This is a genomic window from Capnocytophaga gingivalis (genome assembly GCF_002302415.1).
Classification (GTDB): domain Bacteria; phylum Bacteroidota; class Bacteroidia; order Flavobacteriales; family Flavobacteriaceae; genus Capnocytophaga; species Capnocytophaga gingivalis.
The window spans coordinates 1,395,038-1,418,565 of sequence record NZ_CP022386.1 but is presented as its reverse complement, the minus strand read 5'-3'; the positions used below and the strand labels follow the sequence as shown (position 1 = coordinate 1,418,565).

Genomic DNA, 23,528 nt, shown 5'->3' with positions numbered 1-23,528 from the left:
ATTGTCTAAGATAAACGCAGAGAGGGCAGTGTAAAATAATTTTGTGAGATGAAAATAAAATATTATCTTTGTGGCATACTAAATCACTCATTATGATAGGCATACTTAACATAGCAGGACACCAAAGAAAACTACTCAGCCTTACCACCTCTTATAGTAAAACCATTAGTAAGAAAGGTTATCCCAATAGTCTTCCTGTTGCCCATTTTTTTAAGGTTTCTTTTCTGACTGAAGAAGGAGATGACTTTTTTGCAGACTGGATGTATGGCAAAAATAATCATTACCAATGGCAAAAAGGACAATGGTACAATGGCACAATTACCTTTTATGATGATACCTCTTATGGGCAAGAGTTTCTACATTATGAACTTACCACAGCCCTTGCGACGAGCTTTAGGGTCGACTACGACCAAGAAAAGGGTATGATAACTACTGTTGAAATCTTCGCTCGTGAGCGTGTATATGACCATAAGTTTATTATTAACTCTGAGTATTATGCTATTATGTTTGACTATGTGGAGGTTAAAGATAAAATTCAACAGTTGTCGAATGACGAACCTGAAATAGTTGGGTATTACTTTAAGGATATAGAAGGGAATCCTATAAATCAAGAGGAATTAGAGCCTGATATGGAAATATACTTATATCTTGAAACCGAAAATGCTTTGGATCAAACCCTTACCATAGCTCTGAATGATCCACAATTGGATTATGAATATGAGGGAGAAATAGTAGAGAATGATGTACTAAAGGATATCTCCATAACAGGAAATACTACTCGTATAAAATTAAAGACAGTTGAACCTAAAAAATAGAAGTTATGGAACAGAATAAAAAAACAAATACAGCTATTGTTCGTTTTAGTAGTGGTAGAGGAAATCAAATGGAAATAAAGTTTCCAAATGTCGTATCAAAAAAGAATGCTATAGAAGATATTTACATTGATTCTTTTACAGCAGAAGTCTATGTCAATTATGGTAAAAAAGATGGTGATATACGAGCAATTGAGGGGATGAAATGGGAAGAAAGTAAAAGTCTTTCTACTGAGGAAAAAAACTCTTTTCTGATAGAAAATAGTCATTTGGTAGAAGTTGATGATGAACAAATCCAAAATATGATGCAGGAAATTCATCATCTGACAAGAGATAAAGAACAACAAATTTATATTTATTTAAGTAGAGAAACCTTTAAGATTACTTCTATTAAAGGAAAAGAAGGAACTGATGGAGAGTGTATCATAGAGTCATATAGATTTATAAAAGAATATAATGAAAAAGGAGAAAAAATAGTAAGTCCTCCTATGATAGAGGTTGAGAATATAAAAGGCGCTCTTTTAGGACAAGTACATACTCATAATTTAGTCCAAAATAAAGAAAGGAAAAACAAATTTGGCCCCTCTGAGAAAGACGAAAAGTCAGCCTCTAATTTGGGTATATATATTTATGTCTTAGATAGTTGGAATTTTTGGAAAAAGAATGCTGAAGTGTATATTTATAGAGTTTCTCCAACAGGTATCATGAAAAAAGTAGGAACAACTAAAGGTAAAGGTGATGCTGAGAATATAGTAAATGTAGGTTTAGAATGTTTAAATTTTAGAGTGGGCAGATGAATAGAATTGTACTTATTATACTATTATCAATATCATTTTCGTGTAATACAGAATATTTTTCTAAAAATGTAAAAAAAGAGAATAATGTTTTGGAATATTATTTTATAAGTGGGAATGTTACAGAAATGATATCAAAAGCTATTGAACAATTTCCCAAAGAGGATATTTTTATCATTTTGGGATATGAAGAAAAATTCTATAAAGTTAGTATCGTTCCTACAAAAAATCTTAGACAAACTATATTATTCTCAATGAGAATTGATCATACTAATAGAAGAACTAATATAAAAGGGAAAAATTATTATATTTTGTTTGATTTTGACTATGAACTTTCTAAGAAAAAAGATAAAATTATAGAAGATAATGGCATGAAGTATGATATAGTAAGAAGCAAAAATTATTTGTATGATAGAATAGTTACTTTGTATTTTGACAAGAATTGGAATTTTGTTAAATAAGGTACCTTTACTCTTCTCACTCAAGAAACTATAGAAGATGAGAATGATAAATCCAAGACAAACTATCCAAAAAAGGGGGAAATAGACTTGATGAAGTATTATAGTAATTATTATGAGATTGAAAGAACTGTAGCTTCTGAGTTTGATGTGATACATTTAATAGGCTTAACTAAAATGAAAGTAGAATGAAAAGAATAATATTTTTAATAACATCATTGTTATTGGTAAGCTGTTATGAGGAGAAATTTTTGTCAATTCCTTATATGAAGGGGAATTTGTATTCTAAGGAAGATAATAAACCTATAGCTGGAGCAGCTATATATAAACCGCTATTTATTGTATGAAAATTCCCCAAAAGGAGATAAACAAACAGATAAGGAGGGTTATTTTTATGTAGAAGGTCTTATAACACATAAAAGAAGTTCTATGAAGATGACCTATTGTAGAGAATTTTTTATAAGAAAAGATTCTATAGTTAAGATTCTTGATTTGGACGAGGAAAGATATGAAAAATGTATGGATAGGGATACTTTTAACTTAGGTATTCTTTATTTTGAGGACTTGAAAAGTGTAAAGTTAGGAAATTATAAATATGAAGTAATAGAGGATACGCTCTCTCAATAAGCTATCTATGATATGAGATATTCTTTCTGAAAAAGATTTAAAAGGACTATTATGGCTAACTAAAATGAATATAATCTTATGAAAAGAGGAGGAAAATTATTATGTTTATTCATAGCATTAGGAGCTATTTGTTGTAAGCCTATAATATATGATGATCCATATAAGATAATTACTATCAAGGGGTGGGTGTTAGATGCGGAAAATATCCCTTTGGATAGTGTAGAGATCTTAAATTTCAAAAATGAAGTTATGACTTATTCTAATAAGGAAGGGTACTTTGAGATACATGAACAAGAGTATATTCTTCAGGATGATGTTTTTTTTCAAAGAGCTAATTATATAACAGACACAATAAGCTATTATACTTTTAGTCAGATAAGAGGCAAATGGTTCCCTTATTCAGGCCTTGATACTATTGTTCTGGAAAAGGAAATAAAGGCTAACTAAAATGAATATAATCTTATGAAAAAGGGAGGGAAATTATTATGTTTATTCATAGCATTAGGAGCTATCTGTTGTAAGCCTATAATATATGAAGATGATTCATGTGAAATAGTTACTATCAATGGGAGGGTGTTAGATACAGAAAAAGCCCCTTTAGATAGTGTAGAAATTTCAAATTTCAAAAATGAGATTTTGGCTTATTCTAATAAAAATGGGTATTTTGAGATAAAAGAGGAAGACTATATATTCCATCAAAAAATCTACTTTAAGAAAGAATATTATATAACAGACACAATAAGATATTATGACTTTAGTGAAATAAGAAGCAAATGGATGCCCTTTTCTGGTCTTGACACTATTGTTTTAAAGAAAAAATAATGGGTATTGGCTAACTAAAATGAATATAATCTTATGAAAAGGGGAGGGACAAATAAGGTAAACGATTATATAAATGAAAAATATAAAAATAATATTAGAAATCCTAATCTTAAAACAGAAATGTTTTTCAAATGGTAATGGAAGATAATGCAAAATGATGATAAGGACTTAATACCTATAATTCAAAATGAAAAATAATATTTTACTTCTTTTTATATTTTTTTATAATTATTTGTTATATGCTCAGCAAGATACTATTATTATAAATAAAAGCGATATTATTCCTATTGAGCAAGATATCTATACTCAAGACCCAAGAACAGGTTCTTATCGTACGAGATATTATGCTCAAAAAGGAAGTATTGATTCTTTAAATGGTTTCTATAAAGTAATTGAAGATGAGACTCATTTTTATACTTGTCATTTTCAAAGAGGAATAAAATCTTTAAATAAAGAACCCTATTATAATTTTGTAAAGTATTATAAGAAAAATAAAGAAACCTCTACTTATCAAGTATATAAAATTGACCTATATTTCCCTTATTTTTTTACTAATAGAATATATTATACGACAGATAGTTTTGATTGTAGAGAAAAAAAGATAAAAATTAGTCAATTAAATATTTGGTCAGAACAAATAGAGAGAACTTTTTATATAAAACAACGGATAAAAGGAGAAAATATAGAATGGATTTTTTATAAATATATGAAAGGAATAATTCCTTTTTCCAAAAAAAATGTTTGTAATTGACCTTATTTTTCAAAAGGCAGTGGAAGATAATGCAGAATGATGATATTGATTTAATACTTCTTAAATTCAAGTATTATAGCAATTATTATGAGATTGAAAGAACCGTAGCTTCTGAGCTTGATGTCATACATTTAATAGGCTTAACTAAAATGAATGTAGAATGAAAAGGATAATATTTTTAATAACATCATTGTTATTGGTAAGCTGTTATGAGGAGAAATTTTTGTCAATTCCTTATATGAAGGGGAATTTGTATTCTAAAGAAGATAATAAACCTATTGTTGGAGCTGATATATATATAAATCATTATTTATTATATGAAGAGCCTAGAAAAGGAGATGTACAAACAGATAAGGAGGGTTATTTTTATGTAGAAGGTCTTATAACACATAAAAGAAGTTCTATGGAGAAGACCTATTGTAGAGAATTTTTTATAAGAAAAGATTCTATAGTTAAGATTCTTGATTTAAAAGAGAAAAGATATGAAAAATGTATGGATAGGGATACTTTTAACTTAGGTATTCTTTATTTTGAGGATTTGAAAAGTGTAAAATTAGGAAATTATGAATATGAAGTTATAGAGGATACGCTCACCCAATAGGTTGTGCTGAGAAATAGATCTCATGATATATTCTTTCTGAAAAAGATTTAAAAGGACTATTATGGCTAACTAAAACGAATATAATCTTATGAAAAAGGGAGGAAAATTATTATGTTTATTCATCGCATTAGGAGCTATCTGTTGTAAGCCTATAATATATGAAGATGATTCATGTGAAATAGTTACTATCAATGGGAGGGTGTTAGATACAAAAAAAGCCCCTTTGGATAGTGTAGAGATCTTAAATTTCAGAAATGAAGTTATGACTTATTCTAATAAGGAAGGGTACTTTGAGATAAAAGAGGAATTGCGTATACTTCATCAATATGTCCTTTTCCAAAAAGAAGGGTATATTAGGGATACTATACAGTATTATATAAACATCGAAAGATTAGGAGGGTACAAACCATGTTTAGGTTTAGACACCATTGTTCTAAAAAAGGAAATAAAGGCTAACTAAAATATGATAGGCATACTTAACATAGCAGGACACCAAAGAAAACTACTCAGCCTTACCACCTCTTATAGTAAAACCGTTAGTAAGAAAGGTTATCCCAATAGCCTTCCTATTGCCCATTTCTTTAAGGTTTCTTTTCTGACTGAAGAAGGAGATGACTTTTTTGCAGACTGGATGTATGGCAAAAATAATCACTACCAATGGCAGAAAGGACAATGGTACAATGGCACAATTACCTTTTATGATGATACCTCTTATGGGCAAGAGTTTCTACATTATGAACTTACCACAGCCCTTGCGACGAGCTTTAGGGTCGACTACGACCAAGAAAAGGGTATGATAACTACTCTTGAAATCTTCGCTCGTGAGCGAGTATATGACCATAAGTTTATTATTAACTCTGAGTATTATGCTATTATGTTTGACTATGTGGAGCCTAAGGAGAAGACACAACAATTGTCGAATGACGAACCTGAAATAGTTGGGTATTACTTTAAGGATATAGAAGGGAATCCTATAAATCAAGAGGAATTAGAGCCTGATATGGAAATATACTTATATCTTGAAACCGAAAATGCTTTGGATCAAACCCTTACCATAGCTCTGAATGATCCACAATTGGATTATGAATATGAGGGAGAAATAGTAGAGAATGATGTACTAAAGGATATCTCCATAACAGGAAATACTACTCGTATAAAATTAAAGACAGTTGAACCTAAAAAATAGAACTTATGGAAGAGAATAAAAAAACAAATACAGCTATTGTTCGTTTTAGCAGCGGTAGAGGAAATCAAATGGAAATAAAGTTTCCAAATGTCGTATCAAAAAAGAATGCTATAGAAGATATTTACATTGATTCTTTTACAGCAGAGGTCTATATTAATTATGGTAAAAAAGATGGCCAAGTGAGATCTATAGATTCTTCCTACTGGAAGAAAAGTAAAGATCTTTCTTTAGATCAAAGAAATAGCTTTTTATTAGAAAACAGTAAAAAAGTGGAAGTAGATGATCAGCAAATACAAGATATGCTACAAGAAATACATGTAAAAACCAATTATTCAAAAGAAAAAGGAAAAGAACATCAGGTTTTTATATGTTTAGAAAGTTCTTCTGCTATAATAAAATCATTCTTAGGACCAATAGGAACTGAAAGAAATTGTTTTATTCCTTCTTCAAAAGTTAATAATAATACTGTTGTAGATGTGAATGGAACCAAAATGGCTTTATTAGGACAAGTTCATACACATCCTTTTATAACACCAAGAGAAAAACATATACCTGGTGGAGAAATGTTATATAGTGAAAATGATAGAGTTAATGATTATGGAACATCAAAAGAAGACGCTGATTTAGCACGTGATCTACACATTTATGTCTATGAATTAGATAGTTGGAACTTTTATAAAAAGACATCAAAAGTTTCTATCTATAGAGTTTCACCTACAGGTATTATGAAGAAAGTAGGTGCCACTAAAGGAAATGGAGATGCAAATAATATGGTAAATATAGGATTAGAATGTCTCAACTTAAAAATAGGTAGATGAAAAAAATATTTATTTTTCTAATATTATTTGTTTCATGTAAGGCAACTATTAATAATATAAAAAGAGAATTGCCTACCAATGCAAATTCATTAGAATATCATTTTCCAATGAAAGAAGAAACTTTATCTATAGTAGCTCAAGAAATAGAAAAAGTTAAGGAAACGAGCAATGATATATTTCTAATGTTGGATACAGAAGAAAATTATTTTGTTCTAAAAATTATTCCTTCTGATAACTTAGCAGAAGAAAAAATAGGTTCTCTAAAGGTAGTAAACTCCAATCGTTATGTTGATGTAAAAGGAACTTATTATTTTTTAGTATTTAGAACAGATGCTTCTTTTGGAATTCTTTCAAAAGAATATATTACACATCCAATTACAGGAGAAAAAATAATGATCTATAATTGTCCTGTTACAATATATGAAGGTGCAAACTCACTTTTCTTTGATAAAAAATGGAATTTTGTTAAAAAGAGCAGTCTTATAAATTATGATGTCGTGAAATAGATAGCAGCAAGATCTCGTCATTCTCTTAAAGGAAGTTTTAGAGGATATACGCTCACCCAATAGATTGTTCCAAGTAATAGATGTTATGAAATATCCTTTCTGAAGAAGATTTAAAAGGACTATTATGGCTAACTAAAATGAATATAATCTTATGAAAGCATTATTTTCCCTATCAATATTTGTATTACTGACAGGTTGTTACAATACAAAAATGTCCACAGATGAGATAATCACCAGAAGAGGGTGGGTAATGGATATAGTCGGAAATCCTTTGGATAGTGTAGAAATTTCAAATTTCAAAAATGAGATTTTGGCTTATTCTAATAAAAATGGGTATTTTGAGATAAAAGAAGAAGACTATATATTCCATCAAAAAATCTACTTTAAGAAAGAATATTATATAACAGACACAATAAGGTATTATGACTTTAGTGAGATAAGAGGCAAATGGTTACCTTATTCAGGCCTTGATACTATTGTTCTGAAAAAGGAAATAAAGGCTAACTAAAATGAAAGTAGAATGAAAAGAATAATATTTTTGAGGTGTCAAAATAATTTTATATATTTACACTCTGAAAATTAATGTATTATGGAATTATTCAAGGGACAAAGCCTCTTAGAGTTTACTGAACGCTTTAAAACAGACTTAGATTGCGAAGAATATCTAGCTTCTTTAAAGTGGGAAAAAGGGTATTGTTGCCGTAAATGCGGACATACAAAATACCAAGTTCGCAAAGATTTTTCACGCACTTGCAATATCTGTTCAGATACGGAAAGTCCTACTGCTGGAACACTATTTCATAGACTAAAATTTGGGTTACGTAAAGCATTTTTTATATGTTTTGAAATGACAACTACAACTAAAAGGTTATCAGCCTCACAAGTTGCTCGTCGTTATGAAATTAGTCGACAAACAGCACATTATTTTATGCACAAGGTTCGTGAAGCTATGAAATCCAGTGAATCGCACAAAATGAATGATAGCGTTTAGGTTGATGAATTTAGCATAGACCGATATTTAGCGGAATACAGTTTTAGGATTAATCGCTCACAAAATAAAGAGACTATCTTTAACAAATTAATGAAAAGAATTGTAGAGCGTTCTCCCGTTTCCCAAAGTCAATTAGTATGTAGCTAAATAGACACCTCAATTAATTTATATTATTCTTTAAAATGAAACATATTATAATCACATTATTACTTTTTGGACTTACATTTTCCGTAAAGGCACAAGTTTATTTAGGTGAAACGGATAGTATTATTGTAAAAAGATACTATTATAGAGATAAAGAATTGTCAGAGATTGGTTCTCATGACAGGGATATTTTTAAGGAGTTATCTTCCAAAAAACTAACTCACAAACAAGAAAAAATATTACGCCAAAAATTAAAACAAAAGAAAAGTTTTTATCATCAAAGAGCTTTATTAAATCATTTTAATATAAGTGTTCTCATCTACAAAGATGGAGCAAAAGTTTTTAAAATTAATTATTCTTATTTAACAAACAACTTAACTATCTATAAAAGGGTAGATGAAGATGACTATGAATATGATTATATATATAAAGGGCAAGCCACCCCATACTTATATCGCTTTTTAAATAAATTATAATTGAGGTGTTAAAATAATTTCATATATTTGCATTCTGAAAATTAATGTATTATGGAATTATTTAAGGGACAAAGCCTCTTAGAGTTTACTGAACGCTTTAAAACAGACTTAGATTGCGAAGAATACTTAGCTTCTTTAAAGTGGGAAGATGGAATATTTACAGCCTCTAAAACACATAATTCAAAAGAATATACAATAACACAAATAAGACGAAATAGAAGAAAAATAACAGAAGAAATAATAAACAAAAAAACAAATGAAAAAACAAATGAAAAAACAATATGTGAAATTATTACTTATTAGTTTATTTTTAATAGGGACAGTGAGTTCTTGTGAAAATGTTGTTAATAATAACACTGAAAAAGATCCACAAAATGAATTATTAAGTATCGAATCTGATACCATATCTGATACCATATCTGATACCATATCTAATGCACAAGAACATTGTGATTTTGAAGATTTTATTAAGGAAGAGATGGGCTATACAAATGGCGTTTTTAATAGCAAAGGAAGACTTGATTTAGGGAACATTGATATAAGTTCAATGCTCTCTAAACCATCTTTTTCTTATGGGGTTATTCCTTATATTGGGTTTATTGATATAAAGATTAAAAGAAGATTAGAGATTAATTTTCTAAAAATAGAAAAATCAACAACAAATGATAGTCTTTATATAGCAAAAGGGAAAACAAAAGTTGGTAAAAATGTAAGATTGTTTGAAGGAGATATAAAAATCAAACATGTATATTTTTTTGCAGAGCATTCTAGAGGAGCAGACGATGATATGGTGGGGAAAATAAAATCACAAGGAATTATTATTGCAGATTATTATTTTAGAGAAGATAAAAAATTATCAGCTACTGGTGTTTTTGAAGGAAAGGTTTTATTAGGATGGTATGTTAATAATAAAGGAGTGTTTTTATTTGATGATATTGAAGAATATTCAGATGACTATAGCAACAACCAATTTGTAGGGACTTGGACAAGTTATAAGACAGGTGTAAAAAAAGTAGCTAATTGGGGCATTTGTCGCATCCCTTGCTCAGGAGACTTAGATATAGGTGCAGCTGAATTTTTTCCTGCTCCTGAATATAGAAAATATGGCTGGGAAGACTACTATAAACCTTAAATAAAAAAAACCTTACCTTTGCAAAACAAAATAAAAGTCAACATATGAAATTATTACTTATTAGTTTATTCTTAATATGGGTATGGTCCTGTAAGAATGTTGTTAATAATAACACTGAAAAAGATTATCCTACTGATAGTATATCAAGTTTAGATTTTGATGATAAAGCTGAAATAAACAATCCTCTTATAGGTAAAAAATTCTATTATTTATATAAAGGTGAAGATGATGGAGAACTCTTTCTTGCTGTAGATGATGATATGCCTACAATTGTATTTATCAATGATATGCTTATAGATAATTGGAATACAATGGAAGGTAATAAATGGACCATAGAGAAAATAGAAGAAAAAGATACTCTGCTAACTTATTTTGTAAAGTTGGAAGATGGGGATTCTTCCATTGATTCTTTATGTTTGAGTTATAATGCTAAAAAAGGATTAATGTATAATATAAGAAAAGATACAACCTTTATACTAATAGATTCATTGTATATTAACAAAATAAAGAAAATTGCAACAAAAACAGAATTTTCGGATGATTAATGAGATATGTAAAATCAAATGAACAATCTACTCACCCATTATCCTGTGAATTGGATAGACGGAATGAAGCTAAGCAGCAGCCATTTTATTGCTGTGCGACAGCGTTAGAGATGCCATAGCCCTAATAAGACGAAATATAAGAAAAATAACAGAAGAAATAACAAACAAAAAAACAAATGAAAAAACAAAAAATAAAATTATTACTTATTAGTTTATTCTTAATAGGGACAGTGAGTTCCTGTAAGAACGTTGTTAATAATAACACTGAAAAAGATCCACTAAATGAATCATTAAGTATCGAATCTGATACCAAAATAAACAATCCACTAGCGAACAAAAAGTTTTATTATTTAGATAAAAAAGAGGAGAATGGAGAATTGAGGCTCTCAATATACCCATATCTTGAAGACGATTATGATATGGCTAAAATTATTTTTACTGACTCAATGCTTATTGATGGTTGGAATATTATGGCACCATATGAGTGGAAAATAGAAAGGGTTTCCCAACAAGATTCTCTTTTAATCTATCACTTACAAATGATGGAAAATCCAGAAAATCAAAAAACTTTTTATTTTTATTATAATGAAAAAAAAGGTATTTTATATAGAAAGTTATATAGAAAGGATAGAGATACGACTTTTATTTAATAGATTCTTTAAAGAGTAATAGTGTGAGAAAAGTAAAAGCAGAGTGGATACTATGATTTATATCTCAGTTATGTTCTAAAAAAAGATAACAGAAACCCTATTTAAGAAAGGAGTTGCTCTCTATCAATGGCAATGGAAATTAATAAACCCCGCAATAAAAGAAATATTAAATAGAATAATTAATGAGCAATTATGAGAGTATTTTTAGTATTACTATATTTGTATGCTTCCTATGTAATAGCACAACCTAAAAATGAAACGTTTGATTTTGAATTATATAAGAATCTTGGAAAAAATGCTGATATTTACAGACATCAGTATTTAAAAACAGATGGTTGTATTCTTTATAAGATTAGTTTTGACAAAGAAAAAGGGGGGTATATAGAGGAAAGTTTGCCCTCCCCTTCTTTTATAACACGCCGTAAAGATTATTATCCGAATGGAAAAATTAAAAGCATCAAGCATTTTATAGGAGAAAATGTACTTATCGGAAAATCTGTTTATTACAATAAAAAAGGCGTTAAAAGAATTGTAGATGAAGATAAGAAATTCAAGAAAATTAAATATCCTTATATTTTACAATTCTTGGAAAAGAAAGGACATATCAACCTTAAAACTGGAAAAGGTAGAATTGTTGATATTAGAGGAACAAATTATTTTGGATTTGAATTATATTATGTACAAAAAATGAATATGTGGAAAGTTGTGATAAAAGATGGTTACCCAAAAGATAAATGTTTAGAGAAATATATAGAATTAGCAAAAAAAGAAAAATATATAGAATTAGCAAAAAAAGAAAAACAAAAAAGAGAAGAGGATCATCTGATAGTTTGTACATATAGAAATTGTGATCTACATTATTTTATAGATGCAATTTCTGGAAAACAGATTTCAAAACAAGAGTACGCAAAAAGATATAGAGCAGCGTTTGGTGAAAACGATGAAAAACTTGATTATATCTTTACAGAACCTTGATATAATTTTTGAGTTGGCAGCTTCTAATGCTGATGAGCAAATCGCTGCACACGAAGTTTTGCCTCGGAAGCCGTAAGACAACGATGGAAAGATTTAATAGAGAGGAAATGGAATGGGATTGCAAAAATAAAAATAATCATATTAGAAAATACACCTGAAGCTAAAATAAAAATAAGAGTTACTATAACCTATCATACAATGAAAAATGAAAAAGGGAAAAAAGCTTGTTCTGATTGGGTTGTTTATGAAAAACAACTTGCTAAAATAGAGAAAGATTGATAAAAATATGAAGAGGTATTAGTGGATTTTGAAGGAGGTAATGCCGAACGTCCGTTTGTGTTAGGAGCGCATTATAATGGTGAGGCAAAAAGTGGGTATCACAATGCTGATAATCGTGTAAAGGCAATTCATACCAAAAGTGGACATAAGCTCATCTTTACCGAAGATGAGAGCATCCTACTTACCGACAAGAATGGCAATGTAATTAAGTTGGATACTCAAGGCAAAAACATTGAGATTTCTGCTCCTGAGACTATTAATATCACAGCTAAGAACATCAATTTAAAGGCAAGTGATAGTATTGATTTTGATGCTAATGTAAATATCACTGAAACAGCAGGAAAGGCTAAGAGAAGTGATATTTGTGGAGATATGTTTGTATATGTAAATGGTGCTTTAACTGAGGTGATTGAGGGGGATCTAAATAGCCATTCAAAAGGAGGAAGCCAATATACAGCGAAAGAGACTATTGTAGATAGCTCTAACAATATGAAAGTAAATTCTGCTACCTCTCTTAAAAAGAAGAGTGGAGAATATAATAATCAAAGCTAAAAGATAATACTATGAGAACAAGAATTGTAAAAGGAACAATGAACATCTCAAGTGATGGAGATATAGAATTTCATACCTTTGGAGGTGATTTAACTTTCAGTGCAGGTGGTAAAAATGAATGGACAAGCCCTCAAACCATTGTAGGGGCTTATGAAGGAGGAAAAATAAATGAAAAAGTTCTGTATAAAGATATTTTGATTCTTAGAGGTAAAAGAAGAAAGGGAAAAAATATGGAGGGGAAGCCTCACTTGGATTTGATGTATGGTGATTATACTGAAGATGAAAAAGGGTTTGAAAAACTATGGAGACAGATTTATATAGAAAACTTTAATCATACCCAAAATAAGGCTTTTGCCTTGGCTAGAGCTAATAAAGTAGTTCGGAAAATAAGCGAATTTTGTAAAAAAACGAGTGAAAAATTATTTGAGGACTTTAAAAGTGATATAGAATATTATTCTAAAGGAGTTTTAGAAGATGTTGCAAAAAAAATGGTTGATACAATGAAAACTAACAAAAGTAACACATATGAGTTTTCAGATAAGCGATTAGATATAGAAGTAAATAAACACTCAAATCATATTAATTTCAAAAATGCTGTAATAAATGAGGTCAAAGAAGAAATAAAAAAGTTTTTAACAATTGACTATGCTGTTTCAAATATGAAAATAACAAATGATGGCGAAGGAATATTATATAAAAAACTGGTTGACAAAGAAATTGATAGTCCTAGATTCCCAGACAAAATGAGTGGATTAGGAATTATGCTAAATGATATTTGGGCGTATGAAATATGGATAAAAGAAATTAAAGAAGTGATTTATCCTTGGAGTCCAAACCATAAGTTCACTTATTTAACTTTAAATTTTATTTACTTTGATCATTTTGGCTTAGACTACCCTGATTTAGAGAAAAAAAGAGCTCCAAGTCCTTGGATTGCTTGGGACCACAATATTTTTTGGGAATGGTTTGTATTGCAACATTTTAGAGGTTATGTACCTTTTATTACTAAAGTTGAAAACTCTGAAACAATATTGCTATGAATTATATTGTATATTTTATTATTTCTTTTCTGTTTTTTTCTTGTAGTAAAAATATCAAAATATCCGAAATGGATAAATCTTACAATGCTAGAATTTTACAGATTATGAATGAAAACTCATCTTACAAGTTTAATTATTTCTACTATGAAATAAAAAACTATACCCATAAGGATTATAGCAAGGTAGCATATGAAATAGAAGATTTTGTTGATAATAGTTATATTTCATCTATTGCGAAAAATAAAAGAGCAGAGATATATTGCTTTTTTTATACTAAAAGATGGTGGTATAGGAGAATTAACTTGAATGATACCGAAGAAATTAGCGATAATGGCTTAATTTACGATAGAGATTTAATCGCATTAGTTGAGTTCATATTAGATGAGAATAAAAATTATATTAAGAAAATTATTGTATATAATAAAAAAGAGATAATGTATGAAAGAAAAGAGATTTTGGATTAAGTATTAGTTATTTATACTGTAGTTTAGTTAAAATAGGTATTAGAAAATATCATATTGTATATTTTAAAGATAGAAATTTTGATATTAGTGAAGATAGAAGCTCTATTCTTAAGTTTATGTCGTGTATTTAGGTATATTTTACCTCCTTTTTTCTTATCCTCACGTACAAATTGATAGATACGTTCGTGAGAAACCATCTCTACATCGGTTTTACCTTCTTCCTTTAGTTTTTTGTAATAACCTACAATTTGTTTGGGCGACCACTGCTCATTACAAATTTTATCTTTGACTATTTTCTCTATTTCAGAAGTAAATTTGCGCTTCTTAGAAAGTTGTTCTTTCTTCATATCAGCTATTTCTTAATGTATTATGGAATTATTTAAGGGACAAAGCCTCTTAGAGTTTACTGAACGCTTTAAAACAGACTTAGATTGCGAAGAATATCTAGCTTCTTTAAAGTGGGAAGATGGATATTACTGTCGCAAATATGGTCATAAAAAATACCAAGTCAGAAAAGATTTTTCACGCACTTGCAATATCTGTTCAGATACAGAAAGTCCTACTGCTGGAACACTATTTCATAGACTAAAATTTGGGTTACGTAAAGCATTTTTTATATGTTTTGAAATGACAACTACAACTAAAGGGTTATCAGCCTCACAAGTTGCTCGTCGTTATGAAATTAGTCGTCAGACTGCACATTATTTTATGCAAAAAGTCCGTGAAGATATGAAATCCAATGAATCGCACAAAATGAATGATAGAGTGCAGGTTGATGAATTTACCATAGGAGGAAAAGAGGAAGGAAAACAAGGTAGAAGCTATGACACAAAGAAAAAGAAAGTTCTTTGTGCAATGGAACTTACTGACCGAGGCAAAGTAAAGTGCTTTTACGCACTAAAAACACCTGATTTTTCCTCAAAATCATTACGAACAATATTTGACAAACATATTAGTAAAACAGCACAAGTTACTACTGACGAATGGAAAGGATATAAACCTATAAAAGACTTTGATATAACTCAAATTCCTAGTAATAATGGGAAGAATTTTCCTACATTACATAAGGTAATACATCAAGTAAAATCTTGGATACGAGGTATATATTCTTGGGTATCAGAATTTAACATAGACCGATATTTAGCTGAGTATAGTTTTAGAATCAATCGCTCACAAAGCAAAGAGACTATCTTTAACAAATTAATGAAAAGAATTGTAGAACGTTCTCCCGTTTCCCAAAGTCAATTAGTATGTAGCTAAATAGACACCTCGATTAAAATAATTGAATATGAAATTGTTAAACATTATAATAGTCTTTTTTAGCATTTTTTGTAATGCTCAAAACAAAGAACTGATTAGTAAGACGTACTTAAAATTACAAAACGATAGTAAATCTTTTGAACAATTCGTTTTTTATGGTTTTTGTAATTGTAATGATACTTATTTATACACAGAAACATTTGAAGATAACTACACAACCACATTTAATCATCTAGAACCATTACCCCGATTTTTCGAAAAAGAAGAAATAAAGAAGGTGTTAGAGACTTATCACAACAAATACAAAAAGAGATTTGAAGGTGTTCAGAATAGTTATTATAATGGTTATTTGATAGTGTCTAAATGTTATAAATTATATAATGTGTCAAATAAAAATTTAAAGAAAGCCTATTACAACCTACTATCTAATGATAGATTACAAAAAGAATGGATAGAGGATTATATGAGAGATTATTTAGATTATTATTTTATTAAAGTTCAAACTGAATAATAGATTGGAAATGTTCAAGCAACATTGTTATCAAGCGAGCAATGGGGAGATGTATTAAAAAATATGAAAGGAATGATCCTATTTAGTATCTCAGGATGGAGTAATGCAAGAAGGTAAAATGATAACAATAGATGAATGGAATGCTAAATTCAAGTAATTATGACTCATATTTATAGAAACACACTATTCTTTTTTATTATATCATTCTTAATATATATTACACTACAGAGTATAGACAATCAAATGATGCTCTACTTTGCTGCTGCATTTTATTTTGGAATAATACAACATCTACAAGAATTATTTATAAAAAATATTCTTATTACATTCTTGCTCTCAGCAATAATATTAATTAGCTTCGTAGCCATATACTTCAGAATAAATAATAAAATATATAAGTTTGTAATTATTGTTCTATTAGCCTACCTCCTTTATATTATTGATATAGTACATTTATTTCTAAAATATCCATATAACACTTTTAGTAAATATGCTTTAATTACTATAAAAAGTTTCCTATTATCCCTTATTTACTTTAAAGGAAATAAAAATTAAAAAACCGCCTTGCCAAGCGGTATAACGATACCTTTAACTGCTTTGTACACCCACAGTACAACAAGGTTTAAAATAAAACTTTTGAGGTGTCGAAATAATTTCATATATTTGCACTCTGAAAATTAATGTATTATGGAATTATTTAAGGGACAAAGCCTCTTAGAGTTTACTGAACGCTTTAAAACAGACTTAGATTGCGAAGAATAGCTAGCTTCTTTAAAGTGGGAAGATGGATATTGCTGTCGCAAATTACGAGGTATATATTCTTGGGTATCAGAATTTAACATAGACCGATATTTAGCTGAGTATAGTTTTAGAATCAATCGCTCACAAAATAAAGATACTATCTTTAACAAATTAATGAAAAGAATTGTAGAGCGTTCTCCCGTTTCCCAAAGTCAATTAGTATGTAGCTAAATAGACACCTCAATTAAAAAAAGGATATAGAATGGACATTCTATAAAAGAAGTAAAGGAAAATTTTCTTTTCCTAAAAAGAATATTTGCGATTGCCCTTAGAAAACAAAAGACTCCCTTTGTGTGAACTCTCTACAATCAAAATCTGCTATACACTACACAATTTTAAGAGACGTCTTCTCTAAGAGTACACTTACTTTATAAGTTGCTTGGGGTAATTCTTTTTCTGTTGAGGGCAAAACAGCCTTACTTCAAAGAATCCCCAATGATCAAGGCTAAGGGAAGGATCAGGAGAGCCTTAGGATCGATATTGATTCCTACGGCAAAGCCCCTTCTCAAGGGATTATTATCGCCAGAGGCATAAGCATTGGTGGGGATTACATAGCCAGCATAAGCATATATATCCTTTGTACCAAGCCCTACCTTGGGGATGATGGCGTAGGGAGTATAGGTAGCTCCTGCAAATGTATGGCAATACTTCAGTGCCGCAGAGAACTCAAAGATCCCTCGTGTGCTTCCCTGAAAGCCTGTCAGATGTACTCCTGTACTGCCAAAAAAGGCATATTTTTTATCTTCATCCAAACGAATTTCTCCTGTGATTCCTGTATGGAAGGTATTTCTACCAATATACTCATAACCTACTACTAAAGAGCCTACTTGGGCATAATTGTTGCCACAGAGCATAAGAATAAGAAAAAGAATCCAATTTTTCATAATGGAAATAATATTGATCTAGGGAACCTCCCCCTTGTCAGGAAGTCGCTAAGGCGAGTGAGTTGGGGGAGGTTATTGTAAGTTAATTATAGTTATATCGAACTCGTGCTACTTAGTGGGTGTGATTTCGTAATTTTTCTCACGGAAAGCTTGGGTGAGTTTTTCGATATGCGCCAGTCCGTTGGTTTCCACGGTGACTTGTACCTCGATATCGCGGAATCGGGAAAGATTCTTGAACTGGTTATGAGCGAGTTTGACCACATTCGCCCCCTCTTGTGCGATAATCTGAGTGATTTTAGCCAATTCTCCAGGTCTGTCCTGAATGCTCACCGAGAAGTTGAAGATTCTATTGCGGCTTACCAACCCTTTGTTGATCATGGAAGAGATCATCAGTACATCGATATTGCCACCACTGACCACGGGCACTACCTTTTTATTCTTTTGGTGAAGCCTTTTGAGCGCTGCCATAGGTAGGATACCCGAGTTTTCAGCGATAATCTTATGTTTTTCCACCAGAAGGAGGAAAGCTTCCATCAGCTCATAGTCCGAGATGGTGATAATCTCATCAATATATTCCTTGATATACTCGAAGTTAGTTTCCCCAATGCGCTTCACGGCAGTACCGTCGGCAATGGTATTGGCTTCGGGGAGTTCTACGACCTTATTCTCCTTGATAGCCTCCAAGGCAGAGGCTGCTCCGGCGGGTTCTACTCCGATGATACGGATAGAAGGCTTGATGAGCTTAGCCGCACAAGCAATTCCCGAGATAAGGCCACCCCCACCGATGGGCACCAAGATGATATCCGTATCGGGGGCTTCCTCCAAGATTTCCAAGGCAATAGTACCCTGTCCTTCCAATACATCTTCATCGTTAAAGGGGTGTACAAATACATATCCTTCTTTGGCTTCTAACTCTTTTGCTTTTTTATAAGCATCGTCATATACATCGCCATAGAGGACTACCTCCGCGCCATACTTACGAGTGGATTCCACCTTGATCAGCGGGGTAGACTGCGGCATGACGATTACGGCTTTGATCCCCAGCTTCTTAGCGGCATAGGCAACCCCTTGGGCATGGTTTCCTGCAGAAGAGGCGATGACCCCCCTTTTCTTTTCCTCGGGGGAGAGTTTTAGGATTTTGTTATAAGCCCCACGGATCTTGAAAGAGCCTGTTTTCTGTAGGTTTTCAGGCTTGATAAAAACTTTATTTCCAGATTCCTCTGAGAAAATAGGACTATAGATGAGCTTGGTACTCAAGAGTACTTGAGCGAGATGCTCACGAGCAGAGATAAAATCATCTAACGAATGCATATAGAAGTTTTTAAAGTGATTGTCTTGATAAAAAGCAAAAGCCATTCCCCCAAGGGAGGGAATGGCTTTAGGATAGTGGAGTCGGAGAGATTCGAACTCTCGTCCAAACAAGTAACCACAAGGCTTTCTACACGCTTAGTTTCCATTTGTTTTTCGAGGTAGTGCTGAGTGGAAACGCCCCACACTACCCTTAGCTTCTATTAAGAGCTGAACCCCAAGGAAGAAGCCACCGAAGGGTTCCATGTTGATATTCATGGTGTCTCTTTAGCGACGAGCCATCAACAAGGGCTTTCAGAGACATCTCGCTTCCCTACCTTGTAGGGACTTAGCCAGAAATCTTACTATAATTCAGATTAGGCAGCAAGAGCGTAGTTATTCTCGCCATTTAAAGTGTTGAAACAGAGATTAACGAGCATTAGCTTCATAGCTCGGCGTGCTTACTTTATGCTTAGGCTTGCTGTCAAAACCAGTCGACCCCCATAAAAGTAATTTGGTGCAAAGGTACGATTTTTTTTGTATTACAAGAGATTTTTAACATAAAATAGAGAGCAGTGAACAGTGAACAGGGGTCAGTGAACAGGGGTCAGTGAACAGGGGTCAGTGAACAGTGAACAGAGAACAGGGGTCAGAGAACAGGGAGCGGGGAGCAGTGAGCAGTGAGCGGGGAGCAGGGATCAGGGAGTGGGGAGCGGGGGGCAGAGAGCTGTGAACAGTGAACAGGGGTCAGTAGGGGTGAATTGCAATTCGCCTTTTAGCTTCAGAGGGTATAACAATTTGCCCTTGAAAGGATGAAGAGTTTCCCCTTTTTGGGGGCAAGAGGATTGGCGAGGGATGAGAGTTTTCCCCCTTTGGGAGGTAGAGGGATGGGGGAGTAGTTTTTTTTGAGTTAAATATATTTTATCCAAAGTATTTTTTCCGTACATTTGCCCTTATTTTTGTATGTATACCAACACTCTATTATGGCTGTTATTGTAGAGAACTTAACCAAACAATTTGCGGGACAAACCGTGGTAGATCACTTGAGCTTTTCCCTCCACAAAGGAGAGGTTACGGGTTTTTTAGGTCTGAATGGGGCAGGGAAGACCACCACAATGAAGATGATGACTGGCGCCCTTGAGCCTGATCAAGGGAGTGTGAGTGTCTTAGGATACTCTATTCTTACCCAGCGCGAACAAGCCCAAAAGCACATTGGCTATCTGCCGGAACACAATCCGCTATATACGGATATGTATGTAAAGGAATATCTTAGCTATGTAGCAGACATCTACAAGGCGCCTAAGCACCGTATAGAGGAAAGTATCGCCCTGACTCAGCTTGAGAGCCATGCTCATAAGAAGATACACACCCTCTCGAAAGGGTATCGCCAGCGTATAGGCTTGGCCTCGACCCTGCTACACGACCCAGATGTGCTGATCTTGGACGAGCCTACCAATGGGCTTGATCCCCAGCAGATTCTCGAAATACGCCAGATAATCCGAGACTTAGGGCGGGAAAAGGTGGTGCTGCTCTCCTCCCATATCATGCAGGAGATACAGGCTGTATGCCAGCGTGTGCTAATCCTTCATCAGGGGAAAATAATCCTCAACGAGCCTATGACAGCCCTACAGGACAAGGAACAGACAGTGGAGGTACTCTTTGACTTCCGTGTGGAGGAACAGCTTCTACGCCGTATCCCCCATGTGAAGACTATTCACAACAACGAAGAATTTTTCTTTACCCTTACCTTTGACACCGAGGAAGATATGCGCCCTAAGCTCTTTGATTTTGCCATGGAGAATGGGCTAAAGATCCTCCAGATGAATCATCGTCATACCGACTTAGAAGCACTTTTTACCTCTCTTACAAAAACAAAATAGCTATGAGCGATTTTTTACTACAAATAGAAAACCTTAGCAAGCACTATGGCAAGCACACTGCTCTTTCGAGCGTTTCCCTACAGATTCCTCGCGGGAGTATCTTTGGCCTATTAGGCCCTAATGGAGCGGGGAAGACCACCCTTATCCGCATTCTCAATCAGATTATCTTCCCCGATGAGGGGCAGGTGCTCCTAGAGGGACATCCCTTGCAACCAGAGGACATCTCCCATATAGGCTATATGCCAGAGGAGCGCGGATTGTATAAGAATATGACCGTGGGGGAACAGCTTTTGTACTTAGGACAACTCAAGGGATTGAGTCGCCAACGGGCACAGGAGCGATTGGATTTTTGGCTTAAGCGCTTGGATATCAGCCATTGGAAAGGGAAAAAGCTACAGGAGCTCTCCAAGGGGATGGCACAGAAGGTACAATTTGTCGCGACGGTGCTTCATGAGCCTAAGCTGCTGATCTTCGATGAGGTATTCAGTGGGTTAGACCCTATCAATGCAGAGATTATCAAGGATCAAGTTCTTTATCTGAGGGAGCAGGGTAGTACCATTCTATTTTCTACCCACCGTATGGAATCGGTGGAGAGTCTCTGTGATCACATAGCCCTACTGAACCGCTCTAAGCTGCTACTCAGTGGAGAGCTTACTGCCATCAAGCGACAGTTTCAGGAGAACACTTATGAGGTAGGGATTATCCCCTATGAGGGAACATCGTTCGAGGAGTTTCAGCGCCGCTACACCCCTACTGCCGCGCAGTTTCCCACTATCCACAACGAGGAGAAATGGCTGGTTGCTCTCAGCCCTACCCAAGAGGTACATGAGCTACTACAGTACCTTATGCAGCTGGGGAAAATCACTCATTTCAACCAACAAATCCCGAGTGTTAGTGATATCTTTATACAGACGATTCAGGCAGGGGAGAGTGAAGAATGAAGAGTGAAGAATGAAGAATGAAGAGTGAAGAATGTAGCTAAGCGAATGAGCTTGGGTATGTGGTGAAGAGGGAGCTATAATTATTGTATAAAAGAGGCTGTCCGAAAAGTCTTATTCATGAAGTTCGATTTGCAAATCGCCCCTACAGCAGAACCTAAAACAAGTGATTTTCAATAGAATAAATTTGAAAAATAATGTTTTGGACTTTTTGGACAGCCTCTAAAATATTTTACCTAATTGATTTGGAATATTATCTTTCCCTAAACGAAGATAGCTGAAGCTCCGATGCGGTCTACACCGAGGGAGATATATTGTAGGGCGGTCTGCTTGTCTCGGATTCCTCCGGAAGCCTTTATCTTAGCGCGGTCACCTACTACCTCTCGGATCAGCTGTACATCGGCGAGGGTTGCCCCTCCGGTACCAAAGCCGGTAGAAGTTTTGACAAAGTCAGCCCCTGCATCTACACATACCTGGCTTGCCAATCGCTTCTGGTCATCGTTCAGATAACAAGTCTCTATAATCACCTTGAGCACTCGATCGCCTGTTTCCTGTTTGAGTAAGGCTATTTCATCTAGTACCTTAGCCACATTTCCTGATAGGAAAAGACCTACATTGAGCACCATATCTATCTCCTGCGCTCCTTGAGAAAGCGCTACGGAAGTCTCATAGAGTTTGGCTTGGGTACTCATAGCTCCTAAGGGGAAGCCTACCACTGTACATACGTTGACCTTAGATCCTTTTAGCTGTTCTGCTGCCAAGGGTACATAGCCACTATTGACACATACAGAGTAAAAACCATATTCGAGCGCCTCCTTACAGAGTTTTTCGATATCGGCAGGTGTTGCCGTTGCTTTAAGCAAGGTGTAATCAATATATTTTGCAATATCCATAGTATTTTATTTTAGATGTTAGAAAATGAGCTGTTTTAAAAAAAGAGACTACCCAAAAAAACCTCTTTTGGATAGCCTCTTTTTATAGATAAAATTAAAATTTTACAAAAGAGAATCCAATGCTTCAGTGTAAGTATTTTTAGGAGCTACGCCTACCTGACGGCCTACTACCTCGCCGTTTTGGAATACCAATACGGTAGGAATGTTTCTGACCCCATACTTAGCGGCATACTCTTGGTTGCTATCTACGTCAACCTTACCTACTACAACACGTCCTTCGTATTCGGTTGCGATTTCCTCTATTACAGGGCCGAGCATGCGGCAAGGTCCACACCATGTAGCCCAGAAATCTACCAATACGGGTTTATCACTTTTGAGTACTACTTCTTCAAAAGAAGCATCTGTTATTTGTAATGCCATATCTGTTAACTTTAAGATTAATGACCGCAAA

The 23,528-nt window shown here is 33.2% G+C and carries 30 protein-coding genes, 1 other RNA gene and 3 pseudogenes; 28 read left to right on the top strand and 6 right to left on the bottom strand.

Annotated features, from left to right (window positions below):
* Positions 1 to 92: 92 nt before the first annotated feature.
* The 23 genes and pseudogenes from tssD (CGC50_RS06655) (at position 93) to CGC50_RS06545 (ending at position 14,623) form a co-directional block, all read left to right on the top strand.
* Positions 93 to 815 carry a type VI secretion system tube protein TssD gene (tssD, locus tag CGC50_RS06655; protein ID WP_095910192.1) on the top strand — a complete coding sequence of 241 codons (723 nt, stop codon included), beginning with the start codon at positions 93 to 95 and terminating at the stop codon, positions 813 to 815.
* 5 nt (positions 816 to 820) lie between these two features.
* Entirely contained in the window at positions 821 to 1,609 is a 789-nt protein-coding gene (locus CGC50_RS06650; protein WP_157909434.1) for a hypothetical protein, read from the top strand.
* Complete coding sequence (locus CGC50_RS06645; protein ID WP_095910190.1) at positions 1,606 to 2,067, top strand: hypothetical protein; 462 nt, start codon at positions 1,606 to 1,608, stop codon at positions 2,065 to 2,067. Before CGC50_RS06650 ends, CGC50_RS06645 begins: the two co-directional genes overlap by 4 nt.
* A gap of 426 nt (positions 2,068 to 2,493) precedes the next feature.
* Positions 2,494 to 2,691 carry a hypothetical protein gene (locus CGC50_RS06640; RefSeq protein ID WP_157909433.1) on the top strand — a complete coding sequence of 66 codons (198 nt, stop codon included), beginning with the start codon at positions 2,494 to 2,496 and terminating at the stop codon, positions 2,689 to 2,691.
* Between the two features lie 78 nt (positions 2,692 to 2,769).
* Positions 2,770 to 3,138: a hypothetical protein gene (locus tag CGC50_RS06635; RefSeq protein ID WP_095910188.1), complete on the top strand. Its 369-nt coding sequence runs from the start codon at positions 2,770 to 2,772 to the stop codon at positions 3,136 to 3,138.
* Positions 3,139 to 3,153: 15 nt separating this feature from the next.
* On the top strand, positions 3,154 to 3,513 hold the full coding sequence (locus tag CGC50_RS06630; protein WP_095910187.1) for a hypothetical protein: 360 nt from the start codon (positions 3,154 to 3,156) through the stop codon (positions 3,511 to 3,513).
* 187 nt (positions 3,514 to 3,700) lie between these two features.
* Positions 3,701 to 4,264 carry a hypothetical protein gene (locus tag CGC50_RS06625; RefSeq protein WP_095910186.1) on the top strand — a complete coding sequence of 188 codons (564 nt, stop codon included), beginning with the start codon at positions 3,701 to 3,703 and terminating at the stop codon, positions 4,262 to 4,264.
* A 160-nt stretch (positions 4,265 to 4,424) separates the two neighbouring features.
* Complete coding sequence (locus CGC50_RS06620) at positions 4,425 to 4,865, top strand: hypothetical protein (RefSeq protein WP_157909432.1); 441 nt, start codon at positions 4,425 to 4,427, stop codon at positions 4,863 to 4,865.
* Positions 4,866 to 4,953: 88 nt separating this feature from the next.
* Positions 4,954 to 5,325: a carboxypeptidase regulatory-like domain-containing protein gene (locus CGC50_RS06615; RefSeq protein ID WP_095910184.1), complete on the top strand. Its 372-nt coding sequence runs from the start codon at positions 4,954 to 4,956 to the stop codon at positions 5,323 to 5,325.
* Positions 5,326 to 5,328: 3 nt separating this feature from the next.
* On the top strand, positions 5,329 to 6,051 hold the full coding sequence (gene tssD / locus CGC50_RS06610) for a type VI secretion system tube protein TssD (protein ID WP_095910183.1): 723 nt from the start codon (positions 5,329 to 5,331) through the stop codon (positions 6,049 to 6,051).
* A 5-nt stretch (positions 6,052 to 6,056) separates the two neighbouring features.
* Positions 6,057 to 6,869, top strand: coding sequence for a hypothetical protein (locus CGC50_RS06605; protein ID WP_095910182.1), 813 nt, complete (start codon positions 6,057 to 6,059; stop codon positions 6,867 to 6,869).
* Complete coding sequence (locus tag CGC50_RS06600) at positions 6,866 to 7,375, top strand: hypothetical protein (protein ID WP_095910181.1); 510 nt, start codon at positions 6,866 to 6,868, stop codon at positions 7,373 to 7,375. Before CGC50_RS06605 ends, CGC50_RS06600 begins: the two co-directional genes overlap by 4 nt.
* Before the next feature lie 151 nt (positions 7,376 to 7,526).
* On the top strand, positions 7,527 to 7,883 hold the full coding sequence (locus CGC50_RS06595) for a hypothetical protein (protein WP_157909431.1): 357 nt from the start codon (positions 7,527 to 7,529) through the stop codon (positions 7,881 to 7,883).
* A gap of 81 nt (positions 7,884 to 7,964) precedes the next feature.
* A pseudogene (locus CGC50_RS06590) lies at positions 7,965 to 8,363 on the top strand (IS1595 family transposase); the annotation flags it as partial.
* Between the two features lie 185 nt (positions 8,364 to 8,548).
* Positions 8,549 to 8,986 (top strand): hypothetical protein, encoded by a 438-nt coding sequence (locus CGC50_RS06585; protein WP_095910179.1) that lies wholly within the window; start codon positions 8,549 to 8,551, stop codon positions 8,984 to 8,986.
* A gap of 51 nt (positions 8,987 to 9,037) precedes the next feature.
* Positions 9,038 to 9,139 (top strand): annotated as a pseudogene (locus tag CGC50_RS13660) (IS1595 family transposase); the annotation flags it as partial.
* Between the two features lie 103 nt (positions 9,140 to 9,242).
* Positions 9,243 to 10,118, top strand: coding sequence for a hypothetical protein (locus tag CGC50_RS06575; RefSeq protein WP_232781215.1), 876 nt, complete (start codon positions 9,243 to 9,245; stop codon positions 10,116 to 10,118).
* 44 nt (positions 10,119 to 10,162) lie between these two features.
* The gene (locus CGC50_RS06570) at positions 10,163 to 10,663 is read left to right on the top strand and encodes a hypothetical protein (RefSeq protein WP_095910177.1); all 501 of its coding nucleotides are present in this window, start codon (positions 10,163 to 10,165) and stop codon (positions 10,661 to 10,663) included.
* Between the two features lie 176 nt (positions 10,664 to 10,839).
* A complete protein-coding gene (locus CGC50_RS14070; RefSeq protein ID WP_095910176.1) occupies positions 10,840 to 11,313 on the top strand; it encodes a hypothetical protein in 474 nt (157 codons plus the stop codon).
* A gap of 192 nt (positions 11,314 to 11,505) precedes the next feature.
* A complete protein-coding gene (locus tag CGC50_RS06560; protein WP_095910175.1) occupies positions 11,506 to 12,288 on the top strand; it encodes a hypothetical protein in 783 nt (260 codons plus the stop codon).
* Positions 12,289 to 12,588: 300 nt separating this feature from the next.
* Positions 12,589 to 13,119 (top strand): hypothetical protein, encoded by a 531-nt coding sequence (locus CGC50_RS06555; protein WP_232781214.1) that lies wholly within the window; start codon positions 12,589 to 12,591, stop codon positions 13,117 to 13,119.
* An 11-nt stretch (positions 13,120 to 13,130) separates the two neighbouring features.
* Positions 13,131 to 14,159 (top strand): DUF3289 family protein, encoded by a 1,029-nt coding sequence (locus tag CGC50_RS06550; protein WP_095910174.1) that lies wholly within the window; start codon positions 13,131 to 13,133, stop codon positions 14,157 to 14,159.
* A gap of 68 nt (positions 14,160 to 14,227) precedes the next feature.
* Positions 14,228 to 14,623: a hypothetical protein gene (locus CGC50_RS06545; RefSeq protein ID WP_232781213.1), complete on the top strand. Its 396-nt coding sequence runs from the start codon at positions 14,228 to 14,230 to the stop codon at positions 14,621 to 14,623.
* A 23-nt stretch (positions 14,624 to 14,646) separates the two neighbouring features.
* Here the strand turns inward: CGC50_RS06545 and CGC50_RS06540 are convergent, their stop codons facing one another.
* Complete coding sequence (locus CGC50_RS06540; RefSeq protein WP_095910172.1) at positions 14,647 to 14,970, bottom strand: hypothetical protein; 324 nt, start codon at positions 14,968 to 14,970, stop codon at positions 14,647 to 14,649.
* A 22-nt stretch (positions 14,971 to 14,992) separates the two neighbouring features.
* Between CGC50_RS06540 and CGC50_RS06535 the strand changes: the two genes are divergently transcribed.
* The 3 genes and pseudogenes from CGC50_RS06535 to CGC50_RS14350 form a co-directional block, all read left to right on the top strand.
* Positions 14,993 to 15,883: an IS1595 family transposase gene (locus CGC50_RS06535; RefSeq protein WP_095910171.1), complete on the top strand. Its 891-nt coding sequence runs from the start codon at positions 14,993 to 14,995 to the stop codon at positions 15,881 to 15,883.
* Positions 15,884 to 15,911: 28 nt separating this feature from the next.
* Complete coding sequence (locus CGC50_RS06530) at positions 15,912 to 16,394, top strand: hypothetical protein (protein ID WP_002680302.1); 483 nt, start codon at positions 15,912 to 15,914, stop codon at positions 16,392 to 16,394.
* An 804-nt stretch (positions 16,395 to 17,198) separates the two neighbouring features.
* Positions 17,199 to 17,366: pseudogene (locus tag CGC50_RS14350) on the top strand (IS1595 family transposase); the annotation flags it as partial.
* 245 nt (positions 17,367 to 17,611) lie between these two features.
* Here the strand turns inward: CGC50_RS14350 and CGC50_RS06520 are convergent.
* From CGC50_RS06520 to ssrA, 3 genes are all read right to left on the bottom strand, one after another.
* Entirely contained in the window at positions 17,612 to 18,079 is a 468-nt protein-coding gene (locus CGC50_RS06520) for a hypothetical protein (protein ID WP_095910170.1), read from the bottom strand.
* Between the two features lie 108 nt (positions 18,080 to 18,187).
* Entirely contained in the window at positions 18,188 to 19,390 is a 1,203-nt protein-coding gene (gene ilvA / locus CGC50_RS06515) for a threonine ammonia-lyase (protein WP_095911310.1), read from the bottom strand.
* Between the two features lie 73 nt (positions 19,391 to 19,463).
* Positions 19,464 to 19,868: a transfer-messenger RNA gene (gene ssrA / locus CGC50_RS06510) on the bottom strand.
* 481 nt (positions 19,869 to 20,349) lie between these two features.
* On the opposite strand from ssrA, the gene CGC50_RS06505 reads away from it, so the two are divergent.
* A complete protein-coding gene (locus CGC50_RS06505) occupies positions 20,350 to 21,246 on the top strand; it encodes an ATP-binding cassette domain-containing protein (RefSeq protein WP_095910169.1) in 897 nt (298 codons plus the stop codon).
* 2 nt (positions 21,247 to 21,248) lie between these two features.
* Positions 21,249 to 22,187 carry an ABC transporter ATP-binding protein gene (locus tag CGC50_RS06500; RefSeq protein WP_095910168.1) on the top strand — a complete coding sequence of 313 codons (939 nt, stop codon included), beginning with the start codon at positions 21,249 to 21,251 and terminating at the stop codon, positions 22,185 to 22,187.
* 260 nt (positions 22,188 to 22,447) lie between these two features.
* Here the strand turns inward: CGC50_RS06500 and deoC are convergent, their stop codons facing one another.
* Both deoC and trxA read right to left on the bottom strand, forming a co-directional pair.
* Positions 22,448 to 23,077, bottom strand: coding sequence for a deoxyribose-phosphate aldolase (gene deoC / locus CGC50_RS06495; RefSeq protein WP_095910167.1), 630 nt, complete (start codon positions 23,075 to 23,077; stop codon positions 22,448 to 22,450).
* 102 nt (positions 23,078 to 23,179) lie between these two features.
* A complete protein-coding gene (gene trxA, locus CGC50_RS06490; RefSeq protein WP_002665982.1) occupies positions 23,180 to 23,497 on the bottom strand; it encodes a thioredoxin in 318 nt (105 codons plus the stop codon).
* Positions 23,498 to 23,528: the final 31 nt, after the last annotated feature.